The sequence below is a fragment of the Clostridium sp. BSD2780061688st1 H5 genome (genome assembly GCF_005845155.1).
GTDB classification, from domain to species: domain Bacteria; phylum Bacillota; class Clostridia; order Lachnospirales; family Lachnospiraceae; genus Claveliimonas; species Claveliimonas intestinigallinarum.
This window is the reverse complement of record NZ_SPGT01000036.1, coordinates 1-19,580: the sequence shown is the minus strand read 5'-3', so window position 1 is coordinate 19,580 and position 19,580 is coordinate 1. Positions and strand designations below refer to the sequence as shown.

At 53.8% G+C, this 19,580-nt stretch carries 21 protein-coding genes; all 21 read right to left on the bottom strand.

What is annotated here, in order from left to right; genetic code table 11:
- Positions 1–203: 203 nt before the first annotated feature.
- The gene (locus FGQ86_RS15130; RefSeq protein ID WP_138304948.1) at positions 204–743 is read right to left on the bottom strand and encodes a histidine phosphatase family protein; all 540 of its coding nucleotides are present in this window, start codon (positions 741–743) and stop codon (positions 204–206) included.
- 5 nt (positions 744–748) lie between these two features.
- Entirely contained in the window at positions 749–1,639 is an 891-nt protein-coding gene (locus FGQ86_RS15125; RefSeq protein WP_138304946.1) for a NifB/NifX family molybdenum-iron cluster-binding protein, read from the bottom strand.
- A gap of 331 nt (positions 1,640–1,970) precedes the next feature.
- On the bottom strand, positions 1,971–2,711 hold the full coding sequence (locus tag FGQ86_RS15115; protein WP_033127035.1) for a metallophosphoesterase: 741 nt from the start codon (positions 2,709–2,711) through the stop codon (positions 1,971–1,973).
- 39 nt (positions 2,712–2,750) lie between these two features.
- A complete protein-coding gene (locus FGQ86_RS15110; protein WP_033127036.1) occupies positions 2,751–3,023 on the bottom strand; it encodes a hypothetical protein in 273 nt (90 codons plus the stop codon).
- A gap of 4 nt (positions 3,024–3,027) precedes the next feature.
- Positions 3,028–3,528, bottom strand: a complete 501-nt coding sequence (locus FGQ86_RS15105) for a DUF1653 domain-containing protein (RefSeq protein WP_033127052.1) — start codon at positions 3,526–3,528, stop codon at positions 3,028–3,030.
- Positions 3,529–3,549: 21 nt separating this feature from the next.
- Entirely contained in the window at positions 3,550–4,176 is a 627-nt protein-coding gene (locus FGQ86_RS15100; RefSeq protein WP_052084189.1) for a class I SAM-dependent methyltransferase, read from the bottom strand.
- A 3-nt stretch (positions 4,177–4,179) separates the two neighbouring features.
- Positions 4,180–4,665, bottom strand: a complete 486-nt coding sequence (thpR, locus tag FGQ86_RS15095) for an RNA 2',3'-cyclic phosphodiesterase (RefSeq protein ID WP_033127037.1) — start codon at positions 4,663–4,665, stop codon at positions 4,180–4,182.
- A 31-nt stretch (positions 4,666–4,696) separates the two neighbouring features.
- Entirely contained in the window at positions 4,697–4,798 is a 102-nt protein-coding gene (locus tag FGQ86_RS15090) for a metallophosphoesterase family protein (protein ID WP_306465207.1), read from the bottom strand.
- A gap of 19 nt (positions 4,799–4,817) precedes the next feature.
- Entirely contained in the window at positions 4,818–5,645 is an 828-nt protein-coding gene (locus FGQ86_RS15085) for an RNA methyltransferase (protein WP_138304944.1), read from the bottom strand.
- 112 nt (positions 5,646–5,757) lie between these two features.
- The gene (locus tag FGQ86_RS15080; protein WP_138304942.1) at positions 5,758–6,018 is read right to left on the bottom strand and encodes a DUF1294 domain-containing protein; all 261 of its coding nucleotides are present in this window, start codon (positions 6,016–6,018) and stop codon (positions 5,758–5,760) included.
- Between the two features lie 98 nt (positions 6,019–6,116).
- A complete protein-coding gene (locus FGQ86_RS15075; protein ID WP_138304940.1) occupies positions 6,117–7,601 on the bottom strand; it encodes an AAA family ATPase in 1,485 nt (494 codons plus the stop codon).
- A 40-nt stretch (positions 7,602–7,641) separates the two neighbouring features.
- A complete protein-coding gene (locus FGQ86_RS15070) occupies positions 7,642–8,640 on the bottom strand; it encodes a P1 family peptidase (RefSeq protein WP_138304938.1) in 999 nt (332 codons plus the stop codon).
- Positions 8,641–8,796: 156 nt separating this feature from the next.
- Positions 8,797–9,513: an ABC transporter permease gene (locus tag FGQ86_RS15065; RefSeq protein ID WP_138304936.1), complete on the bottom strand. Its 717-nt coding sequence runs from the start codon at positions 9,511–9,513 to the stop codon at positions 8,797–8,799.
- Positions 9,514–9,516: 3 nt separating this feature from the next.
- A complete protein-coding gene (locus FGQ86_RS15060; RefSeq protein WP_347562526.1) occupies positions 9,517–10,323 on the bottom strand; it encodes an ABC transporter ATP-binding protein in 807 nt (268 codons plus the stop codon).
- A complete protein-coding gene (locus FGQ86_RS15055; protein WP_138304932.1) occupies positions 10,323–11,123 on the bottom strand; it encodes a MerR family transcriptional regulator in 801 nt (266 codons plus the stop codon). The genes FGQ86_RS15060 and FGQ86_RS15055 overlap by 1 nt, the downstream gene beginning before the upstream one ends.
- Positions 11,124–11,237: 114 nt before the next feature.
- Complete coding sequence (locus tag FGQ86_RS15050) at positions 11,238–11,939, bottom strand: metallophosphoesterase (protein ID WP_138304930.1); 702 nt, start codon at positions 11,937–11,939, stop codon at positions 11,238–11,240.
- On the bottom strand, positions 11,822–13,678 hold the full coding sequence (gene recQ / locus FGQ86_RS15045) for a DNA helicase RecQ (RefSeq protein WP_138304928.1): 1,857 nt from the start codon (positions 13,676–13,678) through the stop codon (positions 11,822–11,824). Before recQ ends, FGQ86_RS15050 begins: the two co-directional genes overlap by 118 nt.
- Positions 13,679–14,221 (bottom strand): O-acetyl-ADP-ribose deacetylase, encoded by a 543-nt coding sequence (locus FGQ86_RS15040; RefSeq protein WP_138304926.1) that lies wholly within the window; start codon positions 14,219–14,221, stop codon positions 13,679–13,681. It abuts the gene before it with no gap.
- A gap of 105 nt (positions 14,222–14,326) precedes the next feature.
- Positions 14,327–16,960, bottom strand: coding sequence for a pyruvate, phosphate dikinase (ppdK, locus tag FGQ86_RS15035; protein ID WP_033127046.1), 2,634 nt, complete (start codon positions 16,958–16,960; stop codon positions 14,327–14,329).
- A 164-nt stretch (positions 16,961–17,124) separates the two neighbouring features.
- Entirely contained in the window at positions 17,125–18,534 is a 1,410-nt protein-coding gene (locus FGQ86_RS15030) for an aminopeptidase (protein ID WP_033127047.1), read from the bottom strand.
- 133 nt (positions 18,535–18,667) lie between these two features.
- Positions 18,668–19,441, bottom strand: a complete 774-nt coding sequence (locus FGQ86_RS15025; RefSeq protein WP_138304924.1) for a transposase — start codon at positions 19,439–19,441, stop codon at positions 18,668–18,670.
- Positions 19,442–19,580: the final 139 nt, after the last annotated feature.

Below are 19,580 nucleotides of genomic sequence, written 5' to 3'. Positions count from 1 at the left end.
AGAACGGCGTGGTAACCGTTCTCCTTTTTTATAGTCGGGTGTCCTTTCAGTCACTTCGTGACTTTTGGGACACCCTCTATGTTTTTTATTCCCTCGAAGCGCAAGCGGAGAGGGAGGGGAATTTTTTTTAATATATTAAGGCTCAGGTGTGAGCAAACGCTCCATTGTCAACCCAATGGTCTGGCGGTCGTCCTTCTGCCCCGTTAGAATTCATACCTGCGCACCGCGCAGTTTTCCACGCCAAAGGCGGCGTACTCCGCGTTTGTCATATCAAAGAAATAGGACTGGATCACCCTGGAAATCCCGTTGTGGGCCACCAGGATATAGGTCTTTTCCCCTGCCTGCGCCCTGATCTCATCCAGCAGATTGTAGACTCTCTGGGCCAGCTGCAGCATGGACTCCCCGCCGTCGTAGCGGCAGCAGAAGTCCTCCTTTGCCTTCTGAAACTGGGCTCCGCGGCGGGATGTGCCTTCCCACTTTCCAAAATTCTGTTCTCTCAGACGGGGCTCCATCCGTCTGGGTATCCCGGTGATCTCCGAGATATGGCGGGCCGTCTCCGCCGCCCGGACAAGAGGGGAGTAGAGGATTTCATCGGCCTGTATCCCCTCTGCCAGTATCTTCTCTCCAGTCTCAATGGCCTGCCGATGCCCCAGCTCTGTCAGCTCAATATCCGTGGCACCGCAGATCTTGTTCTCCACATTCCACACTGTCTGCCCGTGGCGGACAAAATATACACATCCCATCCTGTCTATTTTACCTCCACCAGCTCGATCCGGAAGTTCAGCTCCTTCCCTGCCATCTCATGGTTGGCGTCAAAGGTGATGGTAGCCTCATCCCTGGACACTACCTTCACCGGGAAGGGCTGTCCATATGGATTGGTCAGATACACCTGCTGCCCCGCCTCCAGCTCTTCTGATCCCGGGAGCTGGGCAATCTCAACCATAAAGACGGCGCTGGGATCCGGCATACCGTAGGCATCCTCCGGCATCAGGTGGACATCCACCACCTGTCCCACTTCCATGTCAGCCACAGCCTGGTCAAATCCCCGGATCATCTGGCCGGCGCCGCAGATAAATTCCAGCGGCTCACCCCGGTCATAGGAAGAGTCAAACTGGGTTCCGTCGTTGAAGGTTCCCCTGTAGTGGGTGCGGCATGTCTTTCCCACATTCCGCCCGGTGACAGCGGGCTGTGAGCCGCATCCCCCTGCGCAGCCGCCGCCACAGCCTGATCCGCAGCCACTGCCACAGGACTGGCCCTCCCCGGCCTCTTTGTGCTCTCCATGGTCTCCGCATTCGTGCCCCTCCCCGTGATGGTGGTCACAGTTTGCCCCTGTGGAGACCAGCTCTCCTCTCAGATAGGCCTCCACTGCCTGATCCGCGTCTCCCGCAGCGCCGGCGCACAGCTCTACGCCCGCCTCCTGAAGGGCAGCCTGGGCTCCCTCTCCGATGCCGCCGCAGATCAGCACATCCACCGACTGGTCTGCCAGAAGTCCTGCCAGGGCTCCATGTCCGGTGCCGTTGGAGCCAAGTATCTCGCTGGAGACCACCTTTCCATCCTCCACCTGGTACACCTTAAAGCTCTCTGTCCTGCCAAAATGCTGAAATATGTTTCCATTGTCATAGGTTACTGCTATTTTCATCTTCAAAAATCCTCCCTGTCGTTTTCCTGCCTATTTTATCACATGGAGCCGCCTTTTTGAACGGATTTTTCGCAGCAGGCAGCCAAAATGCGTTCCAAAAGGACAAAGAGGCTTTCAGCCCTTCAGCTCCGTGTATTTCTCTTTGCTTCCGTACGCCTTTTCCACCGGGTATTTCTCTTCGTTTTTCTTCACCTTCTCCCGGATCCTGCCCATCTTCTCCCGGCAATACACGTCCCCGGCGCTCCACTGGAATACCTCCAGCAGCTCCGCCGCCTCCAGTCCCTGTTGTCTCCTGATTCATTTCCATTGTTCACATAGTCTGCCCCTCTCCTTAAGGCAGCACCTCCGCTGGCCGGAAGCCCAGGTAATCTCCCGACACCAGCATGTACCGGATGCCCCGGCACTCTCCCCGTATACTGTCTCCGAAGCGGCTCTCCCCGTGGCAGTGGGAGTACACGACAGCGGTCACATGATACTCCTTTGCTATCTCTGTGAAGGGAGAGGTCTCTTCCAATATGCTGGTGGGCGGATAGTGCAGGAACATGACGAATTTCCGGTAACCCGCCTCACGGGCCTGTTCAAAGGAGTCCCGCAGCCGGGTCATCTCCCTGGCCACCAGCTTTTTCGCGTGGGCCTCACTCTTTTCGTCCCAGCCCAGGATGCGGCCTCTGCCGTCCAGATAAAAGGGGCCCTCAAATGTGTAGCCCTTTGTTCCCACCAGGGCGTAATCCTGATATGCCGCAAAATTATTCTGCAAAAAGAAGAGTCTGTCCTTAAATTCTTCATTCAGGCGCTCCGTCTTCTTCGCGTCCCAAAACATGTCATGGTTTCCCCGAAGAAGGATCTTGCGGCCAGGAAGTCTCTCTATAAACGCCAGATCCTCCCGGCACTCGGACAGCTTCCTCCCCCAGGAGTGATCCCCGGTGAGCACAAGTGTATCCTCCGGCTTCACGATCTGCCGGACATACTTCTCGATCTTGCGCTCATGGTGCCGCCACACTCTCCCGAATTTATCCATGGATTTGTCGGCCTGAAAGCTCAGATGCAGATCTCCCAGTGCGTAAAGCGCCATAAAGGCTCACCTCCCCTTTCCTGCTTCTGTCTGCTGACTCTACAGCCCATTCCTGTACACATCGTTCATCACTGCCTGTGCCTGCTCCATCTCCTTCTTCTGCATGATCTGCTGCCTGTCGCTTAAGATTGCCAGCATCTCATCCACCAGGTCCTCGATCCTGGGGTTGCCGACCCGGTGCAGATACCCCAGCATCCGGCCGGCCGTGAAGTCTGTATTCATATTTTTGTAGGCGATCTCAGCGCAGAACTCCTTCGGATATCCCTTCTCAAGGAGGAGTCTGTACAGCTCTTTTGTCTTCTCCTGCGCCATCTTCTCACACCTCCTGCTTCTCAAACCGGTATGTCTGCTTTACATCCGGATACTTGTCTCTGTCCACCAGACTCATAAACATGGCATAAGGTCTGGCACAGATTTTAAACGGGGCATACAGAGCCTGATAGATCACCAGACGCTCCCCTGTCTCCGTGTGCTGCGCAAAGGCAAGCACCTTGTAGAGATACTCCGACGTCTCCTGGGACACCCACTCCCTCTTAAAATGCCGCACAATATCGCCTGCCCGGATATCCCTCTTTGGAGCCTTTTCCCCGACCTTTCCTCCGTCCTTCTCTCCACCCGGCTCTGTGTTTTCCTCATCATCCGGCTCAGGCTCTGTGTCCAGCTCCATATACTCATCCTTATCCAGGGAAACCGGAACCCCTGACTTCCCGGTGATGTGCACACCCCCGTACCAGGTGCCCTCTATCTCAAAAATATCCCCGATTTCATATTCTGAATTGAACTCGTCGTTCTTCTTTATAATCCTGATTCTGGCCATATGGTCCTCCTCTGTCTTCATTTAAAATAAATCCGGCTCTCCGCCGTCTCCTGCCCCGCAGGCAAACACCATGATCCTCTCCCGCATGTCCCCTCCCGGGAAGAGGTCACGGCAGTCTATCTCGTCCAGAAAGCTCAGCTCCTCCACTGTCATCAGATATGAAATGTATTCATCTGACGGATAGTAGAAAAAGAGCAGGATTTCCCTGGGCACCCCATACCAGGACTCCTGTATCCGACTCATAACCTTCCGCAGGATCTCCTGGGAAAATGGGTTGAAAAAATAGATCCGGTCCACCTGCTCCGGCACCGGAAAATGCTCCGCGTCCGCCATCTCAAACACAGTTCTCCCTGCCCGGACTGCAGTCCTCGCATTGTCCCGCGCCCTGTCAAAGATCCTCTCGTCGTACTCCACACCAATCGTCCGGCACCCTGTCTGCCAGGACAGAAAGAAATCCACTCTCCCCTTGCCACAGCCGTAATCCAGCAATGTATTCCCCTTCCGGATATACCCGGAATTGGCCAGCCTCTCCAGTACAGAGTAGGGCGTGGGCTCGTAGGGGTACCGGTACTGATCCGCCTGCGAGTCGTCCCGCCCGGCTGTCCGGATCCTTAAAAGCCTGTCCCACTTGTCTTCATCCATGCCCATGACCTACAACTCCCGGTAAACCACTTTTCCGTTTTTCGTCTCTGATTTCATGAGAGACGCTCTCTTCACCGTCATCTCCGCCTTCGGGAGATGGATCTGGTAGGGCTTTTTGGCGGAAATTTTACGGATCAGGGTAATATGGGGCACAAACCTGTCATTCTCAAAAGGAATCCCATTCTCCTTCAGGGCCTCCCGCACCTCCTTCACATAGGCCTTCAGCTTCTGGTTCCCCTTCACCCCAGCCCACAGGATGTTGCCAAAATTTCCCTGCCCGTCCAGGGCCAGCCTGAAGCCGGGCAGGGGCACCTTCCCGATTACTTCCTTTACCTTTCCCGGATCGTCATACTCCCCGATAAAGGCCAGCGTCATGTGCAGATTTTGGGCAGGGACATAGTTTCCCTCCACCCCCTGCTTCTTCAGATCGTGCATGCAGGACACCAGGGCCTTCTGCATGTCATCGGAGAGCCGTATAGCGATAAACAGTCTCATAGTGAACACTTCCTTTCTGTCTCTATTTTTCTCATATATCCCCCGCGTGGAGGACGGCGTCACATGTCCCGATGATCTTCTTCACCTCCGGGCGCAAAAGCCCGTGAGTGTCCGAAACCACTGCTATCCTCATCTCATCTTTCTCCTTCCAGTCATTTTCCCAGCTCCCAGAAGGCCACCGCGCTGGCAACCGCCACATTCAGGGAGTCCACTCCGTGGCTCATGGGGATCTTGATGGTGTAGTCCGAGGCGGCTATGGTCTCCTCCTGCAGCCCCTCTCCCTCGGTCCCGAGAATGAGGGCCAGCTTTTCTTCCTGCCGGAGGACCGGGTCGTCGATGTCCACGGACTCATCGTGGAGAGCCATGGCGGCTGTGGAAAATCCCAGGGATTTCAGGTAATCCATCCCCTCCCGTGGCCAGGCTCCCGCCTCCTCTTCCTCCAGAAAGGTCCAGGGGATCTGGAAGACCGTCCCCATACTGACCCGGGCCGCCCTCCGGTACAGGGGGTTGCTGCATCCCGGCGTCAGGAGGACTGCATCCATGTTAAGAGCCGCCGCAGACCGGATAATGGCGCCCACATTGGTGGGATTCATGACATTTTCCAGGACGGCGATGCGGCGCGCGCGCCTGCACAGCTCCTCCACCCGGGGCAAAGGCCTGCGGCGCATGGCGCAGAGAAGTCCCCGGGTCAGCTTGTATCCGGTGAGCTGCATCAGCACCTCAAAGGAAGCTGTGTACACCGGGATATCCGGGCATCTGGCGAGCACCTCCCGCGCCTCCCCGTTTATGTGCCTGTCCTCTGCCAAAATGGAGACCGGCTCATAGCCTGCGTCCAGAGCACGCATGACAACCTTGGGGCTCTCCGCGATAAAAAGCCCCTCCTCCGGCCTGTCCCTGTTCAGAAGCTGGGCCTCTGTCAGCCGGGCGTAGACGTCCAGCTCCCCTGCGGCAAAATCCCTGATCTCTATTATATTTCCCATACCCGTATGTCTCCTCGCTGTCTTCTATTTCTCTGTCACCTGTTTTTCTGTCTATATTTCGTCATCCTTCCCTGTCCGGTCCATCCTTTTCCCGGCCGCTTCAGGCAGGGCTTTAGAAAATGATCAGAAGCGCTATCTGGACTGCCAGCAGCATTGGGACAGCCCGGAACAAAAGCTTTTTCGTCTTGTGGTGAAACAGGTGCATGCCCGCCAGGGCTCCGGCGGATCCGCCGATGAGAGCCAGCCCCAGCAGGGTGGCCTCCGAAATCCTGTATTTATGTTTGACAGCCTTCCGCTTGTCGATCCCAAATGCCGCAAATGCAATGATATTGACCAGGATCAGATAGAAGGCTGTCCAGTTAAGATCTGTCATACTTTTTCCTTTGCCCCTTTCCCGGCTCTTTTTCGGATAGCAGAAAAGTCCGGAAATGCCTGTTCATTCCGGACCGTTTTCTTTTATTTTGTCTTTGATCATCCGAGAAGCCTTCGCACCATCTGGGCGTCAAATGTGACGGATTTCACATGATCCACCTCGATCTGGTACAGGGCGTTGGCGGCAATATGCTCCGCTGCCTGCTCCAGATCCCGGATGCCGCTTGTGTTCCTGTGCAGGTCAATGACTGCATCCAGTCCGTCCTGCGTCAGGCTGCACTCGTCCTTCTCCATGCCGATCCGCTTCAGCACCTTTGGGAGGGCATATTCCGAGAATATGACCTTCTTCTCCTCCGGGGTGTAGTCCGGTATCTCGATGACGGCAAACCGGGACATGAGGGGCGCGCTGATCTGCTCCCTGTCATTGGCAGTCGCGATAGGGTACACGCCCACGGTGGGGATCATGCACTCAATATAGTTGTCCGTAAATCCCAGGTTGTCCAGAAGGGTCAGGAGCACATCCGCCGGGTTTCCGTTCCCCTTCCCCGCAGCCGCCTTGTCCAGCTCGTTGATGATAAACACCAGATTGGACTCTCCCGCCATGGAGAAGGCGTCCATAATGATCCCAGGCTTTGCGTTGGCGTAGATCCTGGAGCTGCCGGTGAGCTGCTCCGGATCGTTGATGGAGCTCATGTCCAAAGTAGTCCAGGGCAGCTTCAGGATCCTGGCCACCGCGTAGGCGATCTGGGATTTCCCTGTCCCGGCAGGCCCGATCAGCAGCAGGCCGTAGGCCGGCAGGGTGTGGGTCCTGTTGATCTGGATGATGGTCTCAATGATCCTCTGCTTCACCTGCTCCATACCGTAGAGCTCCTCGTCCAGGATACGGCGGGCCTCCACCGGATCGATGGACTCAAAATAATTTCCCTTCCACTGGATGTTCATCATAATAGAGAGAGCACGCTGGGCATGGCGCCGTTCTTCCGCAGAGACCTCGTTGGAACGGGCCACAGCCAGGTTTCTCCTGGCCCAGAGCCGGATATTGTCAGGCAGAGTCCTTCCTGCGCAGTTCATAAAATCCGTAATGCTCTGGATGCTGGTCAGCTTCATGCTGTCCCCGGTCTCCTCCTCGTCCTCGTCAGGCTCCTCCTCCGAGGGCGCATCGCTGGAGAGAAGCCGCTCGATCATAAACTGCAGAAAGCCATCCTCCGCCGAGAGCTTGGAGCCGCCTCCAAAGGCGATCTCGCGGATCTTGTATACAGCGTAGCCTTCCTCCCGGACCGCGCCGGACAGACGCACGTTGATATGGTTTTCCCCAAGCCATTTCAGCAGGCTTACAAACCGGGCGTCGATCTGCAGAATATCCGCGCTGACCGTCCCCTCCTCTGTCTTAAACTCAAAGGCCGTCTTTCGGACCGGGTTGGTAAAAGCGCCGTTTGAGTGGTGCTTCAGCTTTCCGGCGCTGTTGTCCAGCACCAGCATGGGATGATCCGGCCCTGCCTGCGAGTGGCTGGAGTAAAAGATCGTATAGGTGCACTGGGGAGCGTTTGACTCCTCCGGTGTATTATTGAAATCAAATACTGGCATAGTATCCCCCTGTCTTTTCTTCTGATTTTCTTACAGTTTATCATATTGACGCGGGGAGTACAATCAGGTCTTTCCACGCCGGATACCCGTAAGCGCTCCGTGCGCTTTTCACTGCCACTGTGATGGCCTCGCTCATCACCTCTGCGGCCAGTGCGCCAACCAGATCCTGATCTGCGCACACCCTGCTGCCGTCGGCGTTTCCCACGGAGACAGCGTAAATACTGTCCCCATCCGCTGTGGTGTGAACCGGCCTTATGGAGCGGGCGTAGCCGTCATGGGCCATACCGGCGATCTTGCAAAGCGAAGGCTTCTGAAAAGCAGCGTTGGTGATGATCACGCCAATGGTTGTATTGCCTGTAAATTTATTGTCCACTGCCCGGGTATCGGCGTACATCAGCTCCTCCGTCCCGCGGAAAGATCGCCGGTCCTCTGCCAGCAGGCCGGCCAGCTTCCGTCCGCTTTTCCAGTCATAGATATCTCCCAGGGCATTGACCGCCACCACAGCGCCCACCTGCAGTTCACCAATCTGTAGGGCATAGCTGCCAATACCGGACTTCATACAGCAGTCCATACCGGCAAATTTTCCTACAGTGGCGCCGCATCCCGCACCGCAATTCCCATCTCTGTAGTTTTCCTCCTCTGCCCTCAGGCAGGCCTCATAGCCCATAGCCCTGTCCGGCCTGGCTCCCGGATCTCCTACTGTCAGGTCGAAAAGATCTGACTGGCAAACAAGGGGAACCCTCGTCACTCCCACGTCAAAACCAATCCCTCTCTCTTCCAGATACTGCATCACACCGTCGGCAGCTCCCAGCCCAAAGGCGCTTCCCCCGGCCAGCACAATGGCATGGATCTCCTGGGCGGCCGCCAGAGGCTTCAAAAGCTCCGACTCTCTGGACGCAGGGCCGCCTCCCCGCACATCCAACCCGGCCGCCATCCCCGTCTCTGAGAGGAAGACTGTACAGCCTGTGCCGCCCTCCAGGTTTTCTGTCTGCCCGATCCTGATTCCCCTGATATCCTTTATACTGATTGTTTTCTTCATCTTGGTTTTCTCCTCCATATTTCTCATGCGCTTCACAATGTCAGATATCCGGATTCCTTTTTACTCTATTTTATAATCATACCATGAGAGAGCAGATTTTCCCAGCAGTTTACGCAGAGCTTCTATGCTATGCTCTCCTCTGCTCCTGCGCAAAATTTATGTGCATCTACTCCTTCGCAGCAGCAGGCAGCAAAGTCCTGCCGCTCCGGCGAGAACAGTAAGGAGAAGAGCATATCCTGACAGCTCTGCCTCCCCTCCGCCCAGGAGCTGATATCCCCATGTGGCAGGGAAAAGCCTTCCCAGCTTTTCCAGGGCATCCGGGAGCAGCTGTGCCGGAAACATGATGCCGGACAGCATGATAGACGGCAGAAACAAAAGCTGACAGTACATGGTCAGCTTTGCCTGGCTTTTGACCAGCAGCCCCAGAACCGCGGCCAGAGACAGGGATGCTCCGATAAACAAAGCAAGCGTCAGAAAATATCCCGGCAGGTGTTCAGGCACTTTGGCATCAAAGAGTGCCTCTGCCGCCGCGAACATAATGCCGCTCATGATCAGCAGATGGAGGAAAGCGGAAAGCAGCATAGACAGGAGGCCAAAGCAGAGCGGCGCTCCCCCTGCCTGATACATTTTCCGCACATCTGTCCCATAGATTTCCACAAGGACGGGCGGGACGCCAATCAGAGCCCCCATGGACACGCCCATCACAGTCATGGACTGGATCAGCGCATCCCTCGACTGGGGCATGAGAGCAGTAAATATATTTCCCATGATGGCAAAGAAGAGAAGAGGGACAAGATAGCAGGTGACCAGCAGGGACCGGCTGCGTATGTCCATCTTAAACTGCAGAAGGGTTCCGTATAAAAATGCACTCATCTGTCACGCCCCCTTTGCCAGGTCCATGAAATGCTGCTCCAGCGTTCCCCGGCTGACACTGACATCCAGCACCTCCACCTTTTCTCTCTTCAGGCTTTCCAGAATACGAAGCAGGTCCTCGCCGATGTGAGCCGCCCGGTATGTACGCTCTCCCTGCTCTGTCCTGATCCGGATCACAAAACGGCTGTCCACACGGTCCGCCAGCTCCTCTGCCGTTCCCAGGAAAGCGATGCGGCCGCTGTTCAGGATGGCGATGCGGCCGCACAGCTCCTCCACCTCCGCCATATCATGGCTGGCCAGGACAATGGTAGCTCCCCGCCGGTTCAGCCTCCTAATCCTCTCGTGCAGAGCCAGCCGCCCCTTCACATCCAGACCGGCTGCCGGCTCATCCAGGAAAAGAATATCCGGATTTCCTGTCAGAGCCAGGACCAGATGCAGCCTGCGCTTCTGTCCGGTGGACAGCTCCGCGTACTTTTTCTTTGAAAATTCCCGGATCCCCAGCCCCTCAATAAGCTCTCCGTCCGGCTTTGTCCTCTTCCATCTCGCAAACAGCTCCACCGCCTCCAGCGGCTTCATGCAGCCCGGCAGTGAGGCGGACTGGAGCTGGATGCCTACGCTGCCCTTCAGCTGGATCCTTCCGCCATCATATTTCCGGAAGCCCTCCATGCACTCCAGAGTCGTGGTCTTTCCGGCCCCGTTGGTTCCCAGAATTCCAAAGATCTCCCCTCTTCTCACCTGGAAGGAAATGCCGCAAAGCACCTCTGTCTTTCCGTAGCTTTTTCGAAGGTCCGCCACTTGTATCACATCCATCATTCCCCCTCCTTCCCGAAGGGATCCATGCCCGTCTCCCGGAAATAGCGCTCCAGCCCCGGCTGCAAATACTGATTGACTTCCGCCTGCTTCCTGGCCCACGCATGATCCTCGTCCATCATATTTCCAAATTCCATCAGCTCAGGCAGCATGGACATGTCCCCGCCTGTGAACTCTACGACCATATCCCAGAACTCCACGGCCAGCTCCATAGCCCGGTCATCCTCCGGTGGGACGCCGCTTTCTTTCACCGCCAGCACCCTGTCATCCAGCTTATTGAACCGGTCTATGAAGGCCATCCCGCTCTCCCAGTCAAACCGGTTCCGGATGTGGTCCAGCGTCCTCTCGTCAAAATGCTTGATAAGCCAGTAGAACTCATTGTTCATCTGAAGATTGACTATGATATCCGCGTACTTTTTAAAGTCCACCTCTTTGATCTTGAGGACTTCCTCCCTTAAAGCCTTCGTCTCTGCCGCCACCTCTTCCAGGCGGCGGATCTGCTGCCGGATGGCCTGCTCCTGACCTGCCAGCATCTCTGCCACCTCTTCTGGCGTATCCAGAGGGATCAGCCGGTTCTTAATGTCATCTAGAGAAAATCCCAGGGATTTCAGCGACTGGATCTGATGGAGCCGGATCATGTCCTTGTGGGTGTACAGTCTGCGGCCTCCCTCACTTGCGGCGGCGGGCTTCAAAAGCCCCACTCTGTCGTAATACTGCAGGGTTCGGACTGTGGTCCCCATCTTCCCGGCCAGCTCTCCAACTGTCATGTAACCATCTGGTATTGCTTTTCTGTTCTCCATACTGCACCTCCTGGGATGATTATAATTCATGACGCCGGGTCATGAGCAAGAGTATCCGCGCCACTTTTTTCAATCTAAGTTCAGGTCCGCTACTCTCCCAGCACAGCATAATCCTCAAATATGATCCTGAGGCGGTCCAACACCATGGACTTGATCGATAAAAGGAAGATATTTATCCACCGGCTCGTATTTCAAAGGCAGCGTATAACTCAGGACATAGTCTATCTTCCATTCCGCTCTGTCCAACTGCTCTTCCACATACTTTTTGATGGAAGCAGACGGCTGTTCATTGTCATACCAGGCATATCCTTTCTTCTGCCGGTAAAACTTATCCACACTGTATGCTCCCCCAATAGCGATTGCCTTTTTCCCATCAAAGTCATATATCTCTCCGTCTTTGGCAAACAGAATAGATGGATATGCATCCTCCACATAGGCTACCGCGCCGCTCCACAGTTTCTCCCGGTGAGTTTTTATGGCAAAAGGCCTCTGTTCATGATTGCCGTGGATACAGAAAAATGTAACCGGCAGTTCTGACAGATGTTCTTTTATCGCCACGGCCTTCGATCCTAGAAAATAATTGATACCTGTATCTCCAAGAATAATCCGTATATCTTCCCGGTGTCGTCTGCCTTTCTCTGAAAAATCACCGATACGGTCAAATACCGCATGTGTATCCCCTGTGAGATAGACCATTTTTATATCCCCTTTTTTAAAAGAACCTCCAGAAACGCCTCCCCGTACTGCTTTACCTTTTTCTCCCCCATTCCATTTACATCCAGCAGCTCCTCTCTGGTGCGGGGCAGCCTGACGCACATATCCCGCAGTGTCTTGTCCGAGGCCACCATGTAGGGAGGGATCTTCCTCTTTCCCGCCAACCTCATGCGCAGCTTCCTCAGCTCTTCAAAGAGCACCTGCTGCCCTTCTGTCAGGTCAGCCATCTGGGCCGGCCGCCTTCCCGAAGCCCCGGAAGCCTTTAACTTCTTCCCAGCCTTCTCCTCTTCCTTCCTATAGGATATATAGAAGGGCTGCGTCTCCTCCAGCAAACTCTCTGAGCTCTCTGTCAGCTTCAGCAGCGTATATTTGTCCTTTGTCTGGCAAAGATACCCTCTCTCCACCATGGTGCGTATCACTTCCTGCATCCGGGCCTTCCCCAGCTTACTCTGCTTGCCGTAGACAGAGCTCTTATCCATACCGCGATCCCTTATCCTGGCTGTGTTCTCTCCCAGAAGCGTGCCTGCGATCATGCTCTGGCCATAGCGCTGTCCGCATTCCCGCACACACCGGACCACATCAGCAGCAGCCTCCGCGGCATCCATCTGCTCAAATTCCGTCAGACAATTGCCGCAGTTTCCGCAGCTATCCTCTGCCTTTTCGCCAAAATAACGGAGAATGTAGCTGCGCAGGCATCCCGTAGTAGTGCAGTAGCCTTCCATTTTCCGCAGCCGCTCCGCATCCTGCTCCCGGATCGTCCGCCGCTCCTCTTCTGTATAGGTCTCATCCATCTCCTTGCTCTCCAGCAAAAGCCGCCCGATCATCGTGTCCTGGGGCGAGTAGTAGAGGATACACTCCGCCGGTTCCCCGTCACGCCCCGCTCTGCCCGCCTCCTGGTAATAATTTTCCATGCTCTGAGGCATGTGGTAGTGCAGCACAAAACGGACATTGGACTTGTCGATGCCCATTCCAAAGGCATTGGTGGCAATGATCACGCGGATGCGGTCATATATGAAATCCTCCTGGCTCATTTTCCTGGCGTCAGCGCTCATGCCTGCATGGTATCTCCCCACGGAAAAACCGGCATTTTCCAGATAGAGATACAGCTCATCCACTGCCTTTCTTGTGGCACAGTAGACGATCCCGCTGTCCTGGCTGTGATCCGTCAGATACCGGCGCACGCGCTCTTTCTTATCCCTGGCCCTCTGCACTTCAAAATAGAGATTAGGCCTGTCAAATCCGGCCACTGTCTCATAGGGCTGCTCTAATTCAAGGGAAGCCAGGATATCCTGTCTGACCTTCTCTGTTGCTGTGGCCGTGAAGGCGGAGACCACAGGCCGCAGGGGAAGCTGGCGGATAAAGGAGAGGATCCGCACATAGCTGGGTCTGAAATCCTGGCCCCACTGGGAAATGCAGTGAGCCTCATCCACTGTGATCATGGAAATCTGCGCGTGGCAGGCAAAATCCAGGAACCTGGGCGTCTCCAGGCGCTCCGGCGCCACATAGATGAGCTTGTAGCGCCCTGCTCTCGCCAGCTCCAGCGCCCTGGCTGTCTGCCCCTCCGAAAGAGAGCTGTTGATATAGGCCGCGTGCACTCCCGCCTCGTTGAGGGCTTTCACCTGGTCCATCATCAGGGAAATGAGGGGAGAGACGACGATCGTTGTCCCCGGCATGAGAAGGGCCGGCAACTGGTAGCAGAGTGATTTTCCCGCCCCCGTGGGCATGACTGCCAGCACGTCCCGACCGGCAAGGAGCTGGTCTATGATCTCCTCCTGGCCGGAACGAAAGGTGTCGTATCCAAAGTATGTTTTTAATGTCTTTCTCTTCTGCTCTGCTTCCAATCATTCTTCCCCGCTTTTTCCCGTTCTTTTGTCTATCGCCTTCCTGTAGATCTGCCAGGTCCTGTCGTCAAAGAGCACCCACTCCACCAGCTCCAGCTTTCCCGGGTGCTCGCTGACAAACCTTCTGACCACGGCCACCGCGATCCCGGCTGCCTCTTCCACAGGAAAATGATACACGCCTGTGGATATGGAGGGAAATGCGATCCTTCTCACACCGTTTTCCACTGCCAGCTTCAGACAGGATCCGTAACAGGACGCCAGAAGCTCTCTCTCCCTGTGACTGCCTCCTCTCCAAACAGGCCCTGGCGTGTGGATCACATATTTGCACGGCAGTCCGTAGGCGCCTGTAATCTTTGCCTCCCCGGTAGGGCATCCGTGGAGAGTCCGGCACTCCTCCAGAAGCTTTGGGCCAGCGGCTCGGTGGATGGCGCCGTCCACGCCGCCTCCTCCCAGCAGGCTTTCGTTAGCTGCATTTACAATGGCATCCACATCCGTAATCTCTGTGATATCTCCGCGCACAGCTCTTATCACTGTCTCACTCATAGCTTATCCCTCCTGTGATTACTTTTCTGTTATTATACCACAAAATCCCGCCTCATTTCTGAGACGGGATTTCATATAAATCACACTGCTTGTATTCTGCTGTGATTAGTTTTTCTTCTGTGCGATTGCAGCCTGAGCAGCAGCCAGACGAGCGATCGGTACACGGAACGGTGAGCAGGATACATAGTCAAGGCCAAGCTTGTTGCAGAACTCTACAGAGCTCGGATCTCCGCCGTGCTCGCCGCAGATACCTACGTGGAGCTTCGGATTAACCGGTTTTCCAAGATCGATAGCCATCTTCATCAGCTTGCCAACGCCATCCTGATCCAGTTTTGCGAACGGATCGTTCTCAAAAATCTTAGCGTCATAGTAAGCGTCAAGGAACTTGCCTGCATCGTCACGTGAGAAGCCGTATGTCATCTGTGTCAGGTCGTTTGTACCGAAGCAGAAGAAGTCTGCCTCTGCAGCGATCTCGTCAGCTGTAAGAGCAGCTCTCGGGATCTCGATCATTGTACCAACCTCGTACTCAAGGTCGCTTCCTGCGGCAGCGATCTCAGCGTCAGCTGTCTCAACAACGAATTTCTTCACGTATTTCAGCTCTTTCACATCGCCAACAAGCGGGATCATGATCTCCGGCTGAACTTTCCAGCCCGGATGAGCCTTCTGTACGTTGATAGCCGCGCGGATAACAGCCTTTGTCTGCATCTTTGCGATCTCAGGATATGTTACAGCCAGACGGCATCCACGGTGACCCATCATCGGGTTGAACTCATGAAGGCTGTCGATGATCTCTTTAATTTTCTCAACAGATTTGCCCTGAGCCTCAGCCAGCTTCTTAATGTCCTCTTCCTCTGTCGGAACGAACTCGTGAAGCGGAGGATCAAGGAAACGGATTGTTACCGGGTGTCCTTCCAGAGCCTCGTACAGCTTCTCAAAGTCTCCCTGCTGATACGGAAGAACTTTCTCGAGAGCTTTCTCTCTCTCTTCCTCTGTCTCAGCACAGATCATCTCACGGAATGCGTCAATTCTTCCCTCGCCGAAGAACATGTGCTCTGTACGGCAAAGTCCGATACCCTCAGCGCCAAGCTCAGCAGCCTTTCTTGCATCCTCAGGTGTATCTGCGTTTGTACGAACCTTCATTGTTCTGTACTTGTCAGCCCAGTCCATGATACGTCCGAACTCACCAGCGATTGTAGCGTCTACTGTCGGGATGATTCCGTCGTAGATGTTACCTGTGGAACCGTCGATGGAGATGCAGTCTCCCTCGTGGTACTCTTTTCCGCCAAGTGTAAATTTCTTGTTTGCCTCGTCCATAACGATGTCGCCGCATCCGGATACGCAGCACTCACCCATACCACGGGCAACAACGGCTGCGTGGGATGTCATACCACCGCGGACTGTCAGGATACCCTGAGCAGACTTCATACCTGTGATATCCTCAGGTGATGTCTCCAGACGAACAAGAATAACCTTCTCGCCTCTCTCAGCCCACTCTACAGCATCGTCAGCTGTGAAGACAACCTTACCACAGGCAGCTCCCGGAGAAGCTCCAAGACCTTTGCCCATGGGAGTTGCAGCCTTCAGAGCAGCAGCGTCGAACTGGGGATGAAGCAGTGTATCCAGGTTACGCGGATCGATCATAGCTACAGCCTCTTCCTCTGTTCTCATGCCCTCGTCAACCAGGTCGCAGGCAATCTTCAGAGCAGCCTGAGCTGTTCTCTTACCATTACGTGTCTGCAGCATGTACAGTTTTCCGTGCTCTACAGTAAACTCCATATCCTGCATATCTCTGTAGTGTGTCTCCAGAGTCTTGCACACATCCTTGAACTGTGCAAATGCCTCCGGGAATTTCTCTTCCATCTCTGCGATGTGCATAGGTGTACGCACGCCGGCAACAACGTCCTCGCCCTGTGCGTTTGTCAGGAACTCTCCGAACAGACCGTTCTCTCCTGTAGCAGGGTCACGTGTAAAGGCAACACCTGTACCACAGTCATCACCCATGTTACCGAATGCCATCATCTGTACGTTTACAGCTGTTCCCCATGAATACGGGATGTCGTTGTCACGACGGTAAACGTTTGCTCTCGGGTTGTCCCATGAACGGAACACAGCCTTAACAGCGCCGATCAGCTGCTCTTTAGCGTCAGACGGGAAGTCTGTTCCGATCTTCTCTTTGTACTCAGCCTTGAACTGTCCTGCCAGAGTCTTCAGATCCTCTGCTGTCAGCTCTACGTCCTGCTTAACGCCCTTCTCCTCTTTCATTTTGTCGATGAGCTCTTCGAAGTATTTCTTTCCTACTTCCATAACTACATCTGAGTACATCTGGATAAATCTTCTGTAGCAGTCCCATGCCCAGCGCGGGTTTCCGGATGCCTCTGCCAGAGTCTCAACAACTTCCTCATTTAATCCCAGGTTCAGGATGGTGTCCATCATACCAGGCATGGAAGCTCTTGCACCGGAACGAACGGAAACGAGAAGCGGATTCTGCTTGTCTCCGAATTTCTTTCCTGTAATCTCCTCCAGCTTAGCCATAGCAGCCATGATCTGATCCATGATCTCGTCATTGATCTGTCTTCCGTCCTCGTAGTACTGTGTACAAGCCTCTGTTGTAACGGTAAATCCCTGTGGTACCGGGAGTCCCAGGCCTGTCATCTCAGCGAGGTTGGCGCCTTTTCCGCCAAGAAGGTTTCTCATGGTCGCATTACCTTCTGTGAACATATAAACCCATTTTGTTGCCATGTTCCAATGACCTCCTAAAATTTTTTCTTTCTACTAATACCTAGTAATTTGCACATAATATTTTACTGTTTTTGCCATGGTTCGTCAAGTCCTTAGCCCGCAAGTTCTCAAATAATGTGCAGGGGCCCTGCCTTTTCCGGCACTCCCCGCCAGAACGTGACATTTTACAGCTCCTGTATAAATGCTTTGTACCCTTTATACGCCTCATAGACGTCGGCCTTGCTGGTAATCTCCCAGGGTGCGTGCATACACAGAACAGCCACGCCGCTGTCGATGACCTCCATGCCGTAATTTGCCATAATATAGGCAATGGTTCCGCCGCCCCCCGCGTCTACTTTTCCAAGCTCGGCAAACTGATAGGCTACCTCCTGATTGTCCATAGCCCGGCGAATCTGGGCCAGATACTCGGCATTGGCGTCGTTTGACCCGCTTTTTCCCCTGCTTCCTGTAAATTTATTGAACACAAGTCCCTTGGCGAAGAAGGCGGAGCTCCTCTTTTCAAACACCTCAGCATACATGGGATCATAGGCAGCGCTCACATCAGAGGAGAGCATTTTTGAATTCTGCAGCGCCCGGCGCAGCTTCAGCTCAGACTCTCCTTCCTTGAGAGCCAGCACCTCGGCCACGGTATTTTCAAAGAAGCGGGAGTGCATGCCTGTGGCTCCCACGCTTCCGATCTCTTCCTTATCTACAAGGATGCAGCAGGCGGTCTTGTCCAGATCAGAGACATCCATCATGGCAAAGAGAGAAGTGAAGGCACACACTCTGTCATCCTGCCCGTACGCCATGATCATACTCCGGTCAAAGCCGCAGTCCCGGGCCCGTCCGGCAGGAACGATCTCCAGCTCAGCGGAGCAAAAATCCTCTTCCTCTATATCATAGGCTTCGTGCAGGAGCTTCATGATCTGCTTTTTCACCGCCTCTTTCCCCGCTTTTTCATTTTCAGCCTCCTCGCCGTTCTCTCCAGACAGGGGTCTGCTTCCCACCAGGAGATCCAGCTTTTCTCCTTCTATGACAATGCTGGCCTTTTTCTCCATCTGTTTGCCTGCCAGATGGACCAGAAGATCAGTCACTGCGAAAACAGGGTCCTCCTCCCTCTCGCCGACACAGATATCTACCGTGGTTCCGTCTTTTTTTACCACCACTCCGTGAAGAGCCAGAGGCAGGGTCACCCACTGGTATTTCTTTATTCCCCCATAATAGTGAGTGTCCAGATAGGCCAGCTCCTCGCTTTCATAGAGAGGATTCTGCTTTACATCAATGCGCGGAGAGTCTATGTGGGCTCCCAGGATGTTCATTCCCTCCTCCAGAGGCTTTCGCCCTATGTGGAACAAAAGGATGCTCTTTCCCATGCAGATCGCATAGACCTTATCCCCGGGCTTCAGGCTGTCGCCTGAGCTGATGATGTCATTCAGATCTCTGTATCCCTTCTCCTTTGCAATGCGGACCGCGGCTTTCACGCACTCCCGCTCCGTCTTGCCCTCATCCAGGCAGCTTTTGTATAAATTGTTGATACGCTCCAGCTCGCTCAGCTGCTCTTCGGAGTAGCCAAGCCATGCATTTGTTCTTTCCATTGGTGTAGTCCTCCTTTTTGATGATGGATATAGTATAACACATATGATCGGAGACGTAATCCTTTTCAAAAGTATTACGTCTGGAATTAAACCAACTGGTGTACATTTATGAGAAAATCCCTGTGTAATTGTGTTAATTGTTTTTTACCTGGTTCCTGATTTTCGAATATAGAAGCTTAGATTTGCGCTGCGACACATTCAGTGTCTGCTGAATGTTTTTGATATATTCTTCCCGATATGACTTTTCTTCAAACACCTGCGTTAGATAATTCATCTGCGCCTGTTCGTACATCTCTCTGGCAAGTTTTTCTGCCACCTCAAGCCGCTGCTGCTCCATTTCATTATATATATCCTGAAAGATTTCATAATTTCTTTTCCTGTGGAACTCTTCAAACAAAGCACAGTCTCCGAATTTCTGTTTCGCCATTGTCAGGCTGTCAGGATGTATCAGCGGATCCTTGGCCTTTCCCGGGAAAAATTCTCTCATACTGCTGAAACGGTAATCCGTGGCATGCACTGCCATTCCGGCTTTCACTGGATTCATATGGATGTACCTGAGACAGTTCCAGAAATAGGACTCCGTTTCAATACATTCACTCGTAAACCTGTTCTGGAAAACATGCCCGTTACGATTATGTTTATAATTATAGTAAATTGCGTATTCTGCCAGGATCCTGGCCATGAACAAAGACAAAACCGGAAGCTCCGCACCTATCATAAGGTGCACGTGATTTGACATGATGCAGTATGAAAAAATTTTCACTGCGTATTTATCCTTATATTTTCTGATAATTTTTTGGAAATATTTCCTTTCTCTTATCTGGCTAAAATTATTTTCCCGGGCGATCCCTTTAGCAATAACATGGTACACACCGGTACTGCTCTCCTGTCTTTTCCCCTGCGCCAAAATATCCCTCCTTTCAAATATCACAGGGACATTTCACACAATTATACACCAGTTGGTTTAATGAGGGTGTCCCAAAAGTCACGAAGTGACTGAAAGGACACCCGACTATAAAAAAGGAGAACGGTTACCACGCCGTTCT

Bases quoted from the DNA above. Each gene is read 5' to 3' on its own strand.
- FGQ86_RS15115 (WP_033127035.1), bottom strand. From the start codon at position 2,711: ATGGCGCTTTACGCACTGGGAGATCTGCATCTGAGCTTTCAGGCCGAC.
- FGQ86_RS15040 (WP_138304926.1), bottom strand. From the start codon at position 14,221: ATGAGTGAGACAGTGATAAGAGCTGTGCGCGGAGATATCACAGAGATT.
- FGQ86_RS15060 (WP_347562526.1), bottom strand. From the start codon at position 10,323: ATGGATGTGATACAAGTGGCGGACCTTCGAAAAAGCTACGGAAAGACA.
- thpR (WP_033127037.1), bottom strand. From the start codon at position 4,665: ATGAGACTGTTTATCGCTATACGGCTCTCCGATGACATGCAGAAGGCC.
- FGQ86_RS15130 (WP_138304948.1), bottom strand. From the start codon at position 743: ATGGGATGTGTATATTTTGTCCGCCACGGGCAGACAGTGTGGAATGTG.
- FGQ86_RS15085 (WP_138304944.1), bottom strand. From the start codon at position 5,645: ATGGGAAATATAATAGAGATCAGGGATTTTGCCGCAGGGGAGCTGGAC.
- FGQ86_RS15075 (WP_138304940.1), bottom strand. From the start codon at position 7,601: ATGCCAGTATTTGATTTCAATAATACACCGGAGGAGTCAAACGCTCCC.
- FGQ86_RS15090 (WP_306465207.1), bottom strand. From the start codon at position 4,798: ATGAGGATAGCAGTGGTTTCGGACACTCACGGGCTTTTGCGCCCGGAG.
- ppdK (WP_033127046.1), bottom strand. From the start codon at position 16,960: ATGGCAACAAAATGGGTTTATATGTTCACAGAAGGTAATGCGACCATG.
- FGQ86_RS15065 (WP_138304936.1), bottom strand. From the start codon at position 9,513: ATGAGTGCATTTTTATACGGAACCCTTCTGCAGTTTAAGATGGACATA.
- FGQ86_RS15100 (WP_052084189.1), bottom strand. From the start codon at position 4,176: ATGGGCATGGATGAAGACAAGTGGGACAGGCTTTTAAGGATCCGGACA.
- FGQ86_RS15110 (WP_033127036.1), bottom strand. From the start codon at position 3,023: ATGGCGCAGGAGAAGACAAAAGAGCTGTACAGACTCCTCCTTGAGAAG.
- FGQ86_RS15070 (WP_138304938.1), bottom strand. From the start codon at position 8,640: ATGAAGAAAACAATCAGTATAAAGGATATCAGGGGAATCAGGATCGGG.
- FGQ86_RS15080 (WP_138304942.1), bottom strand. From the start codon at position 6,018: ATGACAGATCTTAACTGGACAGCCTTCTATCTGATCCTGGTCAATATC.
- FGQ86_RS15030 (WP_033127047.1), bottom strand. From the start codon at position 18,534: ATGGAAAGAACAAATGCATGGCTTGGCTACTCCGAAGAGCAGCTGAGC.
- FGQ86_RS15125 (WP_138304946.1), bottom strand. From the start codon at position 1,639: ATGAAAATAGCAGTAACCTATGACAATGGAAACATATTTCAGCATTTT.
- FGQ86_RS15105 (WP_033127052.1), bottom strand. From the start codon at position 3,528: ATGGCCAGAATCAGGATTATAAAGAAGAACGACGAGTTCAATTCAGAA.
- FGQ86_RS15055 (WP_138304932.1), bottom strand. From the start codon at position 11,123: ATGGAGAACAGAAAAGCAATACCAGATGGTTACATGACAGTTGGAGAG.